Source organism: Wolbachia endosymbiont (group B) of Athalia cordata (genome assembly GCF_947251845.1).
GTDB lineage: Bacteria > Pseudomonadota > Alphaproteobacteria > Rickettsiales > Anaplasmataceae > Wolbachia.
In genome coordinates this window covers 147,854-164,930 of sequence record NZ_OX366383.1, presented here as the reverse complement: position 1 = coordinate 164,930, position 17,077 = coordinate 147,854, and the positions used below count along the sequence as shown (strand labels likewise).

Below are 17,077 nucleotides of genomic sequence, written 5' to 3'. Positions count from 1 at the left end.
AGTCACGTAGTGAAAATAATAAATGGTCTTACCTACCCCTCATTGCAGCAGGGTGGCAAAATAAGATAGACGAGAAAAGACAACTATAGGAACAAATAGGTGTCATTCCAGCACGTGACACTAGAATCCAGATTGTTTAGACTGGATCCTATGGTCAAGCCATAGGATGACAAAAGAGTAAACTTTACCTGTGTGAGCTATAGATCCCAGTGTTAGCTACTTTCATGACAAGAAATAAAGCACTGATTTTGTACATTAACCATGCTTTTAAATAGATACCTTATTCTTGGCAACTTTAAACTCAACAACAGACACAAACAGACAATTTCTCAAAAACTTTTACAAGAGATTTTGTTAAATGCTCTATCATTTCATTTGTATGGTAAGGCGTAGGAGTAATACGGAAGCGCTCAGTCCCCTTTGAAACTGTTGGGTAATTTATATGTTGTACATATATTCCATACTCATCAAATAACAATTTTGATGCTTTTTTGGACAACTCAGGATCGCCAATTATGATTGGAATTATATGAGTTTCTGTTTGCATAAAATTCACTCCTGCATTTCTCAGTGAGTCTTTTACTTTCTCAACCACCTGCTTCTGCTTTTCTCTTTCAATGTTGCTTGATTTTAGATGCTCAACGCTTGCCTTTGCTGCTGCTGCTAAAACGGGCGACATAGCAGTAGTAAAAATAAATCCTGGGGCTGAACTTCTTATTACATCCACCAAGCTCTTTGAAGACGCTATATATCCACCCATCACTCCAAAAGCCTTTGATAATGTACCCTGAATAACAGTTATTCTATCCATCAAACCTTCTCTTTCTGCAATTCCGCCACCGCGCGGTCCATACATGCCAACTGCGTGTACCTCATCCAAATAGGTAATTGCATTATACTGATCTGCTAGATCACATATCGCTTCAAGCGGTGCTACATCACCATCCATTGAGTATACAGATTCAAGTGCTATTATTTTCGGCGTTTTTATATCTATAGACTTTAGCAACTGCTCTAAGTGATCAACATCATTATGCCTAAATATGTGCTTCGGTCTTTTTCCTGATTTTATACCTTCTATCATTGAAGAATGGTTTTTCTCATCTGAAAAAATTACCACGCCCGGAATAACAGACGATAAAGTACTAAGTGTAGTTTGGTTGGCAAGATAGCCACAAGCAAAAGTTAAAGCAGCTTCTTTTTGATGCAAGTCAGCCAAAGATTTCTCGAGCTCAACAACTTCCTTTGTTGTACCTGATATATTTCTTGTTCCTCCAGCACCAACAGATGAATTTTGAATAGCAGCAATGACACTATCGTTTTGTGACATTCCCAGATAATTATTACTGCACCAGACAATAACCTCTCTATTTCTTTCATAATCCATAATATAGGGAAGTTTGCCAGGTAATGACGCAAAATGCGTAAATTCACGATAGCGCCCTTCTTCTTTTATATCTTTGATTTTATTTAAGAATATTTTTTCGTAGTCTACCAAGTTTTTATCTATTAACAATCAATATAATTATAATAAATTATTAAATGATAGACTACTATATTTATTACTTAGACTGACATTCTTCTGTCTGTATAACCTTTTTGACCTGGTTATCCTCAACTAAGCTTTTAGGCCTATAGCAGTACGTAATTGTAGCTGCAATAAGACAACAAACTGCAACTGCTATTCCTATTGCTAACATTTCCAAGTAAACTGCAACAGCTGCTCCTAAGGCAGTAACAGTTATTGCAAGCGCAGAAGCAGCTACGACATACTTTTTTGTGTTTTGTGGATCATTCTTTGAATTGCTTGGTACGGTTGCTGAATAGCCTAAAGATGACATAAATTCCAAAAATCCCTTATTTCCTCGTTTTTTTGCCATATCTAAAGAGCTTCCTTTCAAAAGAGTATCTGATGGTTTATTAATAATTAGATCGTTTTCTAAATACGGGCTTGTACCATTGTCTATTAGCAATTTTGCAGATTTTTTATGCCCTTCATTTATTTCTCGATTATAAGCTATAACATGTAGCGCAGTACCAATATCCCTACTTTGTGTATTAACATACTTTTTTTTATCTTTTGCTGCACCTATCAAAATGGCAACTACATCAGAATGACCATTATCAGCAGCGATATGCAATGCAGTTTCACCATTATTATCCTGTAAATAAAGATCTGCCTTTTTTTGTAAAAGTAATTCCACCATTGCCGAATTACCTTCTGCAGAAGAGTACATCAAAGGAGTAAAGTTATGCCGATCTTTAGCATCAACTGTTGCGCCACGATCTATTAGCAATTCCGCAACATCTAAATGTCCATCGTACGCTGCTTCATGTAAAGGAGTTACTCTGCTGCCTGTACTGCTCACTGAGTTAACATTTGCACCGCTATCGAGTAAAAGCTTCACAAAATCTTTATGACCATTTCTAGCAGCTAAATGAAGTGCAGTGTCACCACCTACTTTTGTTTTTGATTTAATCTCAATATTTGCACCACATTCTAGTAAACGCCTGCCAAGCTTAACATTACCTTCTTGTGCTGCAACGTGTAAATGAATAAATCCATCATTATCATAATCTGTGAAACGTTCATTAATATCGTCTAGTAAACTTTCCCTACCAGCTTTTAATTCCTCAGGAATGATAAGTGTTACTTTACCATTTTCATACTCTACTTCACCGTTATGAAATTTAAGTGTGAATCTAAGTAAACTGTCTAATTCACATATCTTCTTTTCTGGGTTATAAGAATTGCGTACCACCATTGATGACTTATAGTTAATGCGTACATAATTCTCATCAGAACAATCGATGTACATGATCTTCTTGCAAGAATCGCTAGAAAGTACCTGATATTTTATTAATATACTATGTATTCGGGTAGCAAGGAAAGCCATATACCCCGCTTGATTACAACTTGTAGTTAATTCCTCTATGAGGGAATCATTTGGAACCTCTACTTTAGCATGTTTAAAAATTTCCGTAAAAACATACTTTGCAAACAGACGTTTATCATTTCCCTCATTATATTTATCATATAATCCTTTAATGAAACTATTATCTATAGTGCGATCATTGATTACAAAAAAATCCGTTCTATATAGGTCTTGATAAGCTGTGTTACCAGACTTTACATCTTCATTATTCTCATCTGCCTTTACTTGACCCAGCAGAGATTGTGTTAGCTGAAATTCTAACGTAGTTACTGCACTAGATTTAGTATCAGAATTATTAACGCCAGATTCCTCTTGACTTTCATTACCTGAATCCTCAGAACGACGGCGCTCTTTTTCCTCTCGTTCTAAAATTTCAAACCCTTCTTCAGTTCCCGAATCCCTAGAATCTGATTTCTTTAAAATTTTGTTTGATTCCTGTGATACAAAATCTGAACCTAACATGTTTTTCCTCACTAATTAGTAGCTAAGCTAAGTGTAGCATTAAGTGGCAATTTTGTCAACTTAGCAAGCATCTCTTCGTAGTCCACCAAGTTTTTATCTATTAACAATCAATATAATTATAATAAATTATTAAATAATAGACTACTATATTTAGTATACAGACCTTTCCTTGAACACAATCTCTGCAGGCTCACCATTCTCAATTAAGCTTTTAGGTCTACAGCAGTATGTAACTGTAGCTGCAATAAGACAACAAGCTGCAACTGCTATTCCTACCGCTAACATTTCCAAGTAAAATGCAACAGCCACCCCTGAAACAATACCGGCTATCGCAAGCGCAGAAGCAGCTACAACATACTTCTTTGTATTTTGTGGATTTTTTTTGAGGCCACTTTTGCTGCTTTGCTCATTAATTCTTGGCAATTCTGTTTTTGGCTGTCCATTTCCGTTAGCAACTTGTTCTACATGCTCAGTAGGTTGATTAACGTTAATATCATTATTAACATCTTCAATTTCAATCGAAAGGAATTCATCTTCATCATCACTTGTTGATTCTTCTCTTAAAGTACAAGGAACAGAATTACTAGAAACAGTACCATTAGCTTTTGCTTCAGCTTCCACTGTGTCAATTACAGATATTCTTGTTTCATGACCTTCTTCACTAATTTTTTCAAATGGAGAATTACTATTAGAGTCTGAGGAAGTTCCGGCAGAGCAATCACTTTTATTACCTTCAAGGTTAGAAAAATCATCCTCCTCAGAACTCAGTGATGGTGAGCTTTCTTTAGACTCTACCAAAGGAGCTTCTTGGCTACTTGCAGCAGCTTCTACATTGTTGTCTACTGGTAATGTAGCAGCAGTGTGCTTGAGCTCATTTTCAAGAAATAGTATTATTTGTTCAAGAGCCTCTTTTTGCTCACCCTCTTCCAAATTTGTAATTTTGTCATTTGCTTGGTCCAAGAGCTTCTGTACAGTAGGTTCATATGTGCTGACTTCTAATTCCCTTAATAAATGTATCAAACCAGTAAGATTGATTCTATCGACAGCATTAGACAATTTTTCTCCTATAATTTTTTCATTTCCAGGCATTTTACCCTCCTCACAATTATTACCTATAGCTTCTTCTATTGAAGCCTCTTCATTATTCATAATATTCTCTACTTTATCAACAATGTTTCTTTGCGGCTGTTGATTATCAATATTTTTGGATTCTGGATCTTTTTTAATATTTAAATGCAAAGGTGTTTTATCATCTAAACCTTCAAGAAATTTTGTGATTTTTGATTCACTAGAAGATTTTTCCCTGTTTTCTTCCCTTACCAAATATAAACTTTTCGTTCCTACCAGATCTAAAGCTGTTTTGCCATCTCTATCTTGAATGTTCCAATCAGCTCCCTTGTTTACAAGTAATTTTACTATTTCAAATTTATCATGGTAAGCAGCCCAATGTAAAGCTGTTCTGCCATGCCTCTCATCTTGAATATTAATCTCAGCGCCATTTCCAATAAGCAAGCCCATTAATTCTAAATTATTACGTGCCACAGCCCAATGCAAAGGTGCATGCCCTGAATTGTCTATACTATTAATATCAGCAATTTTATGATTAATAATAGTCTTTGCTACATCTATAAAATCTTGTTGTATAGCATAGTGCAAAAATTTTTCTGACATATCAGAAACTCTAGACCTGGCTTCAGTATCTTTAAATTTATCTAATACCGCTTTCACGCATTCTTGATTACGAATAGACAACGCCCTTCGAAGTTTTTCACATATGCTATGCCAAGGTAGAATAGTACTTCGATTTTTTTCCAAATCTTCTAATAAAAGCTTAGTATAGCGCTGTCCACCAACACCAATAAGTAGCCTATCGAGACCTTCATCTTGCGTAAATAATATACTTTTATGCGTTTCTGCATACCTTTCCACAAGTGTGTCATCAGCTGCAATGGCTAGTAGTGAAAGCTCTTTTACTGAATAATTATAATAACCATTTGTTTCATCATAGCTATTATTCAACAGCACATTGTGCATATGATCAGTCAAATTAAGCTGTTGAGAGCAAAAATCCTTCAAATTACCACAATTCAAATCAGTAATAAATCTATCGCTTTCCTCTATATTATTTATAGTTTTATCTAAACCTGTGTAATCACCATAATTTTTTGCTTTATTTATAACGTCTATTAATCCATCAAAGGTTAAATTTTCAGGGATAATGGTAAATTCTTCTTCATTATGCCTTGGTTCTATATTAACCTGATCTTGAGGCCAAAATAACTCTGTTGCTACAACTGCTGTAACTTCTGCAACACCTACCAATACATTCGCAACATTACCTAAAATGCCTGGATCAGTAACTACTTTGTTTGCTACTTCACTACTATCAGATGAACTCTCAGTAATAGACAAGTCTTCAGCAGCAAATGACTTAGGTCCTTCATTCATATTTTTCTCAAGAGTCTCTGTAATTCTATTATCCTCATCTTCGAAATGCCTATTTATTTCATCTAACAAACTTTTGCCATCAACTTTGTAATTCTCTAATTGTTCAGGAATAGCAAGTGTTACTTTGCCGTTTTCATACTCTACCTTACTATCTCGAAACTTAAGGGTGAACTCTAAAATAGCATCAACCCTGCATATTTCCTTATTCGTATCAAGTTCTCTAACAGGCATACTTGGACAATACTGAATATTGAGAGAACCTTGGCTATTATATACAATACTTATCTTTCTATCGTTGGCATGAGGCAAGCTTAGTTTATGCTTAGAGAATATAGGAGAGAGCTGCATTAACAAAGAGCCATCATACCCAGCCTGATTGCAATTAGTAATTAACTCTTCTAATATATTGTCATTTGGAGTTTCTGCCTTAGCATATTTAAACATTTCTGTGAAAACTTGCTTAGCAAACAGGCGGTAATTTGCATTTTCACTCGAAATTAAGTGATTGTGCTGGCAATATGACTCGTGAACATACGCTTTGCTTATTGTTTGCCCATTAATTACAAAATCCATTCTTTCCAAATCAAGTTGTGCTTGCTTGCCAGAATTTGCATTCCTATCATTCTCACCTGCCTTTACTTGACTTAGCAAAGATTGTGTTAGCTGAAATTCCAATTCAATTGCTCTGTTAGTATTTTGTCCTTCCTCAACCTCTGAACAATTGCCTGAATCTCCAGAATGACGATGCTCCTTAATTTCTTCTTGTTCTAAAACTTCGAATTCTTCTTCAGCACCTGAATCTCTGGAATGGCGACGCTCTTTTTCTTCTGCAGTATCTACTGCTGGCGGCATGAGCCCACCAAGTAAATTCCACCCCATGTTTTACCCCCTAATTATTAGCTAAACTAAGTATAGCATTAAATAGAAATTTTGCCAAGCAAGTTATTGAGCCTTTTAGCAAATAGACTTACGTCTTCCATCTCTTCACCTTCCACTATACAAGCTTGATAGAACAATAAGTAAATCATATCTCCAAGTGTTGGATTTTCACCATTTTCAGCGTGAGATTCCATTATGTTTCTTATCAAAGGATGCTTAATGTTAATTTCAAGTACTTTTGGCGTGCGGTAATTTAGCTGCTTCTGTTCACGTAAAAAACGCTCCATACGGAGATCCATAGTTCCTTCATCAACTGCTAGACACACAGGACTATCGGTTAATTTCTTAGAGATCTTTACACTTTTTACTAAGCTTCCAAGAACCTTGGTGAAGTATTCGAGTATAGAATCCGCGTTTTCTTCGCTTTTGTTTTCATCTGATTTATTTTCTTCATCTTTCTTACCTTCTTCTGAAGAGAATTTTTCTAAATCAACATCTGCACGAGTTACAGACTTAAATTTTTGATCTTTATATTCATGAATCACGCTAGTCCAGAAATCATCAACTGGATCAACAAATAGAAGCACTTCCAATCCTTTGCTGACGAATCCTTCAAGTTGTGGACTGTTTTTTACTGAATCGAGACTATTTCCTGTGAGATAGTAGATATGTTCCTGTTCAGGCTTCATTCTGCTTATATAATCATCAATACTAACTAGCTTATCATCACTGGTGCTATGAAATCTGCAAATGGAAAGCAATGCTTCTCTTTCATCAGTTGGCATAGCTTCGCAAAGACCTTCTTTTAACACCGCACCAAAATTGCCCCAGAATTTTGTGTATTCCTCTAAATTATCTTTTGCTTTTTTGCCGAGCTCTGATACCGCGCGTTTAGTTAGGGATTTCCTAATCTGCTCAACAACGCGATTATTCTGCAGTGTTTCTCTGCTGATGTTAAGAGGCAAATCTGGTGAATCAACCACACCTTTCAAGAAACGCAGGTATTGTGGTATAATTTGTACATTATCTTCAGTAATAAATACTTTATTGACATATAACTTTACAGAGCAGCGTCTATCTGGATGAAACAAATCATAAGGCTTGATAGAAGGAATATAAAGCAAATTCGTATATTCTATTGCACCTTCATTTTTATTATGCAGTATCATCCAAGGCTCACCACCTACATGCGCAACACCGCGGAAGAAGTCGTTGTGCTCTTCTTGAGTAACGTCATTTTTTGGCTTAGTCCAAATTGCAGCTTTGCTGTTTAATTTTTCACTTTTTCCCTCTTCATTTACAAACTCAACGGGAAAATTTATGTGGTCAGAGTAAGTAGTAACAATGTTTTCAATACGGAATTTGTCTAAAAATTCGCTTTCTTCAGGACGCATGATGAGCGTAATTTTTGTGCCACGAGAGATTTGACCATCTAATTTGCTGATTGAATACTCTCCATCTCCTTTAGATTTCCACACCCAAGACTCTTCTTCTCCGGCTTTCCTTGATTCTACTATAACTTCTGAAGCAACCATGAAGCTTGAATAAAAACCAACACCAAACTTTCCAATCAGCTCTACAGCTTGGCTCGAATCTTTATTATTCTTAATTGCATCCAAGAATTTTTGCGTACCAGAACTTGCAATCGTGCCAAGATTATCTATTAAATCTTGCCTGTTCATGCCAATTCCATTGTCGGTTATATACAGCTCATTCTTATCTTTACTGGAGCTAATAGTAATCTTCAACTCATCACTTGAATCTAATAAATCAGCATTTAATTGTGATTCATAGCGCAATTTATCACATGCATCTGATGCATTTGATATTAACTCACGCAAGAAAATATCCTTATTAGTATAAAGTGAATGAATTACTATATTTAGTACTTTGCCTACTTCAGCGTCAAATTTTAAACTTTCAGTTTCTTGTATGTTGTGCATTTTGAGCTCCATTATTAGCCTACTACTCTAATAATTTAAGTATTGCACTGCGATCTTTCAAGGTCACACATGCTAAAATTTATGTGGGCCAACTTATGGTTCCAATGCTAAACTGGAATAAGTACAACCATTGTGTCATGCAAATTAAGAAGAAAGTGCTAGAATATAATATCTCTTATTTGCTTCAAAGATTTGTTAGTCTTTGATTCTTTTTTTTTAAAAGTAGTCTCAAGAGAGATTTTAAGCTTTTTCCATTCTTCTTGACCATTTGGCATTAAATCACTCTCAATCTTCTCCAGTACTTTCTGAGGTGATGAATATAATTCCTCGTACAAATCAGTGTTTACTGACTGTAGTATTACTAAAAATGTAAATAAATTCGGATCAAGTAATTCTTCTTTTGCATGATTCAAAAAACATAGCTTTATTCTCCTTATACAGTATTGTATTGCCTGCAGTGATAATGAGAAGCTTTCTGCATAAAATATAAAGCTATCTATAATTAAGCTCTTTGATTTTTTCGGTAATTCAGAACTTTCAAACAGTTTTCTTATAAACTGCTCTGTTGGCTGTTTTGGCAAATGCAAAGAGAGATCAGTAAAAGATTTTAGGCTAAAATTTGGTCCAAGTATTGTGCTGATTGCTCTTTGCACGTTACTTTTATCTTGACTAACAGAGATAATGAAAACCAGTCCCTCGACATCAAGCATGTACTTTATGGATTCTAAAAAATCGACAATGAATTTAGGACGGCATATATCAAGATCATCGACCATTATATAAATGTTTTTGTCTTTCCTGATTTTATTAACCACATCTGCTAGTTGTATCTTAAAGTCTCTAATGTTCTCTTTTCTCCTTTGGAGAAGATTTAATTCACCCAAGACAAAACCAATGTCTTTCTTATCAGCCTCTTTTGCAGCATCGAGAAATACTGAAAGCATAGCAAGTGGAGATTTACTGATCAGCTTTCCTAATGTATTGAGAGAAAATAGTTCTTGGTTTATGTTTTTGAACTGCTGTATAACACTCCTTTTTACTTTGTATGATGCGAATAGATCCTCAAACAAGAAATGCAAAAAAGAAGGCAATGGTTGATCTAGCGCACTAATATCCCATGCGCTGTAATAAGCTGCAATTTCATTTTGCTGCTCTAGATCCTTTACCCATTCTTTCAAAAAAAATGTCTTACCCCACTTATCATATCCTTCTAAGGATACGATTGAAAAAGACTTATCGATTGTCTTGATTATAGAACTAAATTTACTTGCAATTTGCTTATAACCCAAGCAATCACCTTCCCAATTTATTACCTTAGGCAATTGTTTCTCTTCTTTTTTTCTGAAGGTTATTAGCGATGTAAGTTTTTTTAAGCACATACCTTACTTTATATTTAACTCATACTCTTGTCTTGACGTAAGCGCTATCTTCAGAGTCCCTTCATCTAGGTAGTCAATTTCTCCACCTATCGGTATACCACAAGCAAGGCGCGATATTTTTACATTCGAATTCTTTAGCAATTCAATTATATATTGCGCAGTAACTTGGCCTTCTAATGTCGGATTGATTGCAATAATGACCTCTTCAATTTTAAATTCTGTAACTTTTTTGGGAATGTTATCAAGATTCAGTTCTTTTGGACCTATGCCATTTATTGCTGATAGCCTTCCACCCAAAACATGATACATACCTGAATATATATTCCCTTTTTCAAATGCCCATAGATCACCCAATTCTTCTACTACACACATTAACTTGGTGTCACGCTTTGGGTTAGTACAAATAGAACACGGCGATTTAGTATCTAGGTTTCCACAAATCTTACACTCTATTATAAGATCTGCTAGCTCTCTAATCAAAGATGCAAGTGGTAGCATGACTCTCTCTTTGTTCTGGAGCAAATGTATAACTAACCTTCGTGATGATGATGGACCTAAACTTGGCAATTTAGAAAAAGCATGAACTAAATTCTTTATATTAATGTTCATTTAACAAATTCAGGATATAGTTTATAAAATGATAACATCAAACCTTTCGTAAAGAAAGCTTAGTTTGATTGGCTATGAAAAAGATTTCCCACTTTTTTTTAGAACTGTCTTGAAAAAATTAATGTAATCACAATCTACTGTAACCTAACTCTGATTCAGGTATAACTGAAATTATCTCACGCATTTGCGTAGTTACTACGGTACTTCTTTTTTGAAAATGACGTAATTTATTTTTCAACATATTTCTTTCTTCCACATAACTGTCCGATTCTTTATTCAAACTAGAATTTTTTTCTTCATACTTGGAAAGTATTGTATCGATCAAATAATTAAAAAATAATATTAGACCTGTAGTGTTGGAGAGCAATTCAAGAGAATAATATAACATATCTTCACTCACTTCTTCATTTATTATGTCATGAGAATTTTTATACATTCTAAAACAAGAGCCGAAGGCTGCTAAGCATACGCAAGTAAGTTTTGTTTTGTTTAGGACGCACTTAATTCGCGCTAGTTTTTTATTATTATCTTCTAATTTTATACGCAACTCACTAATTTTACTACTATAGTGCTTAATAAACAATTCTATTGCCTCTTTGTTATTAGCATAATTATATGCTTTGTAAGATTCCTTATCCATAAATTCAGTATCTATATCTCTTGATTTTAGAAGCTCTTTGATTACTTCATTCTTGCCAAGAAGCACAGCTTCGTGTAGAGGTGTGTACTCACTTTCAACATCTTTCCTTCTGTTAATATGTTCACGAGTTAAGTAGTCGAAAAGAACTGAAACGCATTTTGAATTATTACCTTCAATAGCCAGAGTAATTACATCTCTTTCGTCTTTGTTCTTAGTATTAATAACTTTAGAAAGCGGCTTTTCATTCTCTTGCTTACGTTCAAAATATTTGTGCTTGTAAAACTCATTTGAACAGTATGGTTCCTTAAGAATAGACAAAAGCTTTTTTACAAAATCAGCACGATTTTTTTTTATGGCCAAATGTAAAGGTGTGTCCTGATTTTTCTTATCTTGCAACAATAAGGCATCATACAAACAGCCCTCTTTATATAGAGAATCAATCTCTTGGTCAAAATAGATATCTTCTTCTTCTCCTTCACAGATATTTAATAGCCGTGACCCTATACTTTCTGTAGTACTGTAATCAATTGCAGAGCTACGTTTCACTTTAGATTGATAAAGGTTTATGTTCATACTACCCCTGCCTTTAAACAACCCAGCTATACCTCTAAACAGTTCAGCTATACCTGATTCACTCCGAGTGGCACAAGGTGTTTCATCTGGAATGTTAATCTCAACATTTTCACTAGAAAAAAGTTCTAAAACATGCGAGCTGCTTCTTCTACTGGAAAAAGGCACATCGTTCTTTTTATCTTTAATCTCAGCACTCTTTGCATTCAAAGAATTTAGAGAGTGAGCTAAACAATCAAGATCTGTAGCATTTTTAGACTCAAGGTCTTCTGCGTGAAAATTTGCTGCAGTGTTTATTTCACCTTTCATATTTCTTTATTTTACAGGGGTTGCATTTCAGGTAGGGTATCTCATCTTTAAAATTTTTCAACTCTATTTAAATTTTTTTAAAATAGTTTTTGATAAAAATATTTATGACACTAACTTTTTGGTTCTCTTGTTAAACTTTTACAAGACAGAATTATTTTATAGCTAAAAAAATTACTTCCGCATATTTTAAATCTCATTATAATTACAAATAGAGATATTTTAAGAGCTCAAAATCTATCTTTAGTCTGCAGACTTTTTAATCAAACTTATTAAAAATGTATTCTTCAGTGTATATCTGTCGTATGTGCACTGCATTTTTTTCTAATCTTTTTTACAGGGGGATTTTATGTCCAGAATTCCAGATATTTGACCTTTACTTTAGCTAATAAAAACCAACTGGTACCTGCGGTTTTTATAGCTACGTTTCTCAAACAAGTTTCAAATGAATAGATTTCTTGCATAACTGGAATTCAAAAGTTGATGTCATTCTAGCGCGTGACGCTAGAATACAGTCCTTTTGTGCAAAAAACGTTGTAAAGTAACTTAGTTGGATCCCAGTGGGCTTTTTAACTGTTGAAGAAAAAATATGCCACAGAAAATGAAAGTCAGTAACCAAAACGAATATAACAAATTGCTTGAAAAAAGGGGGAATATTTTTCGTTACATCGATGAAGCTATCGAAAATTGGTATGAAAATAGTCCAAAAATGCAGGGCGGCAACTATATTTATAGTGATAAAGTTGTGATTTTGGTGCATATAATCGTTAATCTTTTTAGAATTGGCTTAAGACAAACGGTAGGGTTTGTAAAAGGATATCTGCAACAAATAGGAAAAAATTTGCAGCTATTCACAAGCATCAAAAAAAACTTAATATTAAGATAAATGATTGCAGGATTGATAAAAGCAACATGGAAAATATTGAAATTATCATAGATAGCACAAATTTACAGTAACACTCCTGGCCACAGTAAGGAAAACAGTGCAGATAGAAAGTACCGAAGCTACGAGCAAGTAAGAAAGTTACATGTTATGTTAAGTGTGAATAGTAAAAAAGCCATAGCTGCAAGATACAGTAATGGCGTCTACTCTGACCACTTGCGATTTGCTTGAAGAAGTTAATTTTCAGCACAAAATAAAAGCATTATATGCAGATAGGGCATACGATAGGCAAAAACTTTATAAATTGTGTAAGAAATACGATATAAAGACAAAAGTTCTACCAAAAAAGGATGCAGCAGAACATTCAAAAATAGATTATATGTCTGACAGAAATGCTGCTATTAGGTTAATAAAATTATATGGACAAGATGGTGTAAAAGAGTGGAAAAAGGAAGTACATTATGGGAAAAGATCTTATATAGAAGGATTTTTCTCAAGGTTGAAGCAAGTATTTGTTTAGGAATAAATCTGAGATAAATCGAGAAAAAGAACTAAATGCTATTTGCTTAATAAATTCACTGATATTGGTGTGGCTAAATTTGAGATAGTTACATGAATTTACCATAAATCACCATCTCATAAAGTGTGATGCAACAAAGCCATCCCAGACTGGGATGACAGAAGAAGAGTATTTTAGGTAACAGCTGTTTACTCCAAAGTAATGTTGCAAAAGGTCTAACATATAAATTATAAGACTAATATAGAATATACCTTGCTAAAAAAAAAAAAAAGTATAACCTTTGATAAGGTATGCAGGCAAAAATTCTGTAACTTGGTCAGGTCAGAAATGAAGCAACCATATCAGAATCTTTTTGGGTTGCATACCTATTTGTACTATTTGTTTTATTCTAGGCTATGAACATAGCATTAAAATATCGTCCTAGTAGCTTTAAAGATTTAGTAGGTCAAGATATATTGGTGCGTATACTAGAAAATGCTTTTACTCTCAACAAAATTCCACAATCTATACTGCTTTCTGGTAGCAGTGGAATTGGTAAAACCACCACTGCAAGAATAATAGCTTTATGTTTGAACTGCTCATTGGGGCCAACTTTTGAACCTTGTGGATCATGTACAAGTTGTCTGGCAATAAAAAATTCAAGCCATCCAGATGTAGTTGAAATCGATGCGGCAAGTCACACTAGTGTTGAGGATGTTAGAGCGATCTTGGGAGATATTTGCTATTTACCAATAAGTTCTAAATTTAAGGTTTACATTATAGATGAAGTACACATGTTATCCAGTAATGCATTTAATGCATTACTTAAAACTCTAGAAGAACCACCATCTAGCGTAAAGTTTATTCTAGCAACTACAGAAATAAAAAAGATACCAATAACTGTTATTGCACGTTGTCAAAGGTTTGACTTACATAACATTCCTTCAGCTAAGATAATGGAGCGTTTAAATGATATTGCACAAAAAGAAAATTATTTTATTGAAAAAGAAGCATCGGAATTAATTGCTCACCACTGCAATCATTCAATGCGTAACGCTTTATTTTTGATGAATCAAGCAGTGCTATATAGCAAAGATGGTACAATATCCACTCAAAGTGTTACAGACATACTTGGTCTAGTAGATAGAAACGTTATATTTGATCTACTGGAAGCAGTATTAGATAGTGATTTACAGAAGGCTTTGTTAGTATTCGACAATGTGGTAAAAACAGCAAATCCGCTCAATATTTTTGAAGATCTGCTGCAAACAATCCAGTTAATATGCCGTTTTTTAATTACAAAAGAGATTGATACAGAATATGAGAAGAGCAGAGTAAAAGATTTGAGTGCGAAAAAGTCTTTAATATTTTTTTCGAGATTGTGGAAGGTGCTGCTTAAGGGTATTCAAGATATAAAAATTTCAACATGCAATGAGGTTGCTGCTGAAATGATGTTAATTAGCCTTTGTTATCTTTCTGATTTGCCTTCTCCGGAACAGGTGATCAAAAAAATTCTTTCACAGAATGTAGAGCAAGGAAATAGACAGGGCAGACCTGTTGCACCTTCCCCATCTGTCATCCAAGTAGCTGACTACTCGGATCCAAAAAAATATGTGGAAAAACCCCACTCTGTCATCCCAGTGCGCGACACTGGGATCCATGTGAAAAATAAACAACAAAATTACGATTTTGATAAGATTTTGCAACTATTAAGGCGGAGTAACCAAATTTATCTTTACAAACAACTGTGTAGTAATCTACAATTAATAGATTGTAAATTTGGGTATTTAAAATTAAAAGCTGTATCTAACTTGAACAATAATTTTTGTAATGACTTGAAAAGTTACTTAAATCAAGCTACTAATCAGGAGTGGGTTATTATAGTTGATACGAGTTATATGAATAGGGAAGTGAGCAATTTAAATTATGCACCTGTAGTTAAGGATATATTAAATACGTTTAAAGGTGCAAAGGTAGTTAATATAGAAAATAAGGAGTAGGTTGTGGATTTCAGTCAAATAATGAAGCAAGCGCAAGAAATGCAAAAAAAGCTTGCGGAAGCCCAAGAAAAATATATTGGAAAAGAGTTTCAAGGTATTTCTGGTGGTGGCAAAGTTTCTATATTAGTGGAAGTTATAAAAATAGGTGGCTATAAAGCTAAAAAGGTAAATATAGACTTAGAACTTATGAGAAATGAAGAAAAAGATATAGTAGAAGATTTAGTGACAGCAGCGTTTAATGATGCCATTAAAAAAGCAGAAGAAGATATGGCAAATGCAACCTCTGATCTTGCAGGTATGATGGGGTTACCACCTGGATTTAAACTTCCTTTTTAAATTTACTACTGAAGTTTGCCTTAATGCAGTAACTAAGTGTTTTCCTTTTATACTAGTACTTCCATGAAGTACATTCATATTACTGCATGAATATGCAGCAATTCACAATGATGAATGCAGATCAGAAGATAAAAAGACATTAGTGAAATAGGTGTCAGAAGATCAAGAGTAAAAAAAGTAGAGTAACTCTATTTATTAATTAATAAAATCTTTGTATTTTCCTAAAAGTTAGTTAAGATACAGAAGGTTTTGTGTTATTAAGTTAGCACTTGACTTAACTTTAGTGATTATTTAGACTGCTAAAGTGGAATTTTAATTTTTTTAACGAGGGCAATTATGCATTATAAAAAGTTTTTTTCGGCAGCTGCTTTAGTGACGTTGCTAAGCCTATCAAACTCTGCTTTTTCATCAGACCCTATTGGTCCAATAAGTGATGAAGAAACTAGCTACTACGTTCGTTTACAATACAACGGTGAAATTTTACCTTTTTATACAAAAGTTGATGGTATTACACATACATCAGGTAAAAGTCCCTTAAAAGCATCTTTTCTAGCTGGTGGTGGTGCATTTGGTTATAAAATGGATGACATTAGAGTTGATGTTGAAGGGCTTTACTCACAATTGGCTAAAGATACAGCTGTAGTAAATGCTTCTGAAACAAATGTTGCAGACAGTTTAACAGCATTTTCAGGATTGGTTAACGTTTATTACGATATAGCGATTGAAGATATGCCTATCACTCCATACGTTGGTGTTGGTGTTGGTGCAGCATATATCAGCAATCCTTCAAAAGCTAGTGCAGTTAAAGATCAAAAAGGATTTGGTTTTGCTTATCAAGCAAAAGCTGGTGTTAGTTATGATGTAACCCCAGAAATCAAGCTTTATGCTGGAGCTCGTTATTTTGGTTCTTATGGTGCTAGTTTTAATAAAGAAACAGTATCAGCTACTAAAGAGATCAACGTCCTTTACAGCGCTGTTGGTGCAGAAGCTGGAGTAGCGTTTAATTTCTAGTCTATCTTTGTCTTATTATCCCAGTGGGTTTTTCTTGTCATTCAAGTAGCATGACACTGGGATCTAGAAAAAAGAAATGTGAATTCCAGTGTTTTAGCACTGGAATAACACATTATTTATTTAATGTAGTTTTTATCGTTACACGCTAGCAATGTTAATCAGGTAGCTGATACTGA

At 34.2% G+C, this 17,077-nt stretch carries 10 protein-coding genes, 1 other RNA gene and 1 pseudogene; 5 read left to right on the top strand and 7 right to left on the bottom strand.

The features are described 5' to 3' along the window. Positions 1-301: 301 nt before the first annotated feature. The 7 genes from hemA to OPR30_RS00905 all read right to left on the bottom strand — a co-directional run bounded on the left by hemA (position 302) and on the right by OPR30_RS00905 (position 12,175). Positions 302-1,498 carry a 5-aminolevulinate synthase gene (gene hemA, locus OPR30_RS00935; protein WP_007302191.1) on the bottom strand — a complete coding sequence of 399 codons (1,197 nt, stop codon included), beginning with the start codon at positions 1,496-1,498 and terminating at the stop codon, positions 302-304. A 64-nt stretch (positions 1,499-1,562) separates the two neighbouring features. Further along, positions 1,563-3,398: an ankyrin repeat domain-containing protein gene (locus tag OPR30_RS00930; RefSeq protein ID WP_265030841.1), complete on the bottom strand. Its 1,836-nt coding sequence runs from the start codon at positions 3,396-3,398 to the stop codon at positions 1,563-1,565. Positions 3,399-3,548: 150 nt separating this feature from the next. After that, positions 3,549-6,725: an ankyrin repeat domain-containing protein gene (locus tag OPR30_RS00925; RefSeq protein WP_265030839.1), complete on the bottom strand. Its 3,177-nt coding sequence runs from the start codon at positions 6,723-6,725 to the stop codon at positions 3,549-3,551. 38 nt (positions 6,726-6,763) lie between these two features. Further along, positions 6,764-8,668: a molecular chaperone HtpG gene (gene htpG / locus OPR30_RS00920; RefSeq protein WP_265031104.1), complete on the bottom strand. Its 1,905-nt coding sequence runs from the start codon at positions 8,666-8,668 to the stop codon at positions 6,764-6,766. Positions 8,669-8,826: 158 nt separating this feature from the next. After that, positions 8,827-10,047 (bottom strand): KAP family P-loop NTPase fold protein, encoded by a 1,221-nt coding sequence (locus tag OPR30_RS00915; RefSeq protein ID WP_010403185.1) that lies wholly within the window; start codon positions 10,045-10,047, stop codon positions 8,827-8,829. A gap of 3 nt (positions 10,048-10,050) precedes the next feature. Further along, positions 10,051-10,650 (bottom strand): recombination mediator RecR, encoded by a 600-nt coding sequence (gene recR / locus OPR30_RS00910; protein WP_458694714.1) that lies wholly within the window; start codon positions 10,648-10,650, stop codon positions 10,051-10,053. Positions 10,651-10,783: 133 nt separating this feature from the next. Continuing rightward, complete coding sequence (locus tag OPR30_RS00905; protein WP_265030835.1) at positions 10,784-12,175, bottom strand: ankyrin repeat domain-containing protein; 1,392 nt, start codon at positions 12,173-12,175, stop codon at positions 10,784-10,786. Between the two features lie 586 nt (positions 12,176-12,761). Between OPR30_RS00905 and OPR30_RS06380 the strand changes: the two are divergent. From OPR30_RS06380 to OPR30_RS00875, 5 genes and pseudogenes are all read left to right on the top strand, one after another. Next, positions 12,762-13,671: pseudogene (locus OPR30_RS06380) on the top strand (transposase). Positions 13,672-13,855: 184 nt separating this feature from the next. Beyond that, positions 13,856-13,954: signal recognition particle sRNA small type (ffs, locus tag OPR30_RS00890), an RNA gene on the top strand. Positions 13,955-13,970: 16 nt separating this feature from the next. Next, positions 13,971-15,554, top strand: coding sequence for a DNA polymerase III subunit gamma/tau (gene dnaX, locus OPR30_RS00885; protein ID WP_264682920.1), 1,584 nt, complete (start codon positions 13,971-13,973; stop codon positions 15,552-15,554). Positions 15,555-15,575: 21 nt separating this feature from the next. After that, positions 15,576-15,890, top strand: coding sequence for a YbaB/EbfC family nucleoid-associated protein (locus tag OPR30_RS00880; RefSeq protein ID WP_007302329.1), 315 nt, complete (start codon positions 15,576-15,578; stop codon positions 15,888-15,890). A gap of 336 nt (positions 15,891-16,226) precedes the next feature. Then, positions 16,227-16,901, top strand: coding sequence for a P44/Msp2 family outer membrane protein (locus tag OPR30_RS00875; RefSeq protein WP_265030829.1), 675 nt, complete (start codon positions 16,227-16,229; stop codon positions 16,899-16,901). Positions 16,902-17,077: the final 176 nt, after the last annotated feature.

Bases quoted from the DNA above. Each gene is read 5' to 3' on its own strand.
- OPR30_RS00930 (WP_265030841.1), bottom strand. From the start codon at position 3,398: ATGTTAGGTTCAGATTTTGTATCACAGGAATCAAACAAAATTTTAAAG.
- OPR30_RS00925 (WP_265030839.1), bottom strand. From the start codon at position 6,725: ATGGGGTGGAATTTACTTGGTGGGCTCATGCCGCCAGCAGTAGATACT.
- htpG (WP_265031104.1), bottom strand. From the start codon at position 8,668: ATGCACAACATACAAGAAACTGAAAGTTTAAAATTTGACGCTGAAGTA.
- OPR30_RS00915 (WP_010403185.1), bottom strand. From the start codon at position 10,047: ATGTGCTTAAAAAAACTTACATCGCTAATAACCTTCAGAAAAAAAGAA.
- OPR30_RS00905 (WP_265030835.1), bottom strand. From the start codon at position 12,175: ATGAAAGGTGAAATAAACACTGCAGCAAATTTTCACGCAGAAGACCTT.
- dnaX (WP_264682920.1), top strand. From the start codon at position 13,971: ATGAACATAGCATTAAAATATCGTCCTAGTAGCTTTAAAGATTTAGTA.
- OPR30_RS00880 (WP_007302329.1), top strand. From the start codon at position 15,576: ATGAAGCAAGCGCAAGAAATGCAAAAAAAGCTTGCGGAAGCCCAAGAA.
- OPR30_RS00875 (WP_265030829.1), top strand. From the start codon at position 16,227: ATGCATTATAAAAAGTTTTTTTCGGCAGCTGCTTTAGTGACGTTGCTA.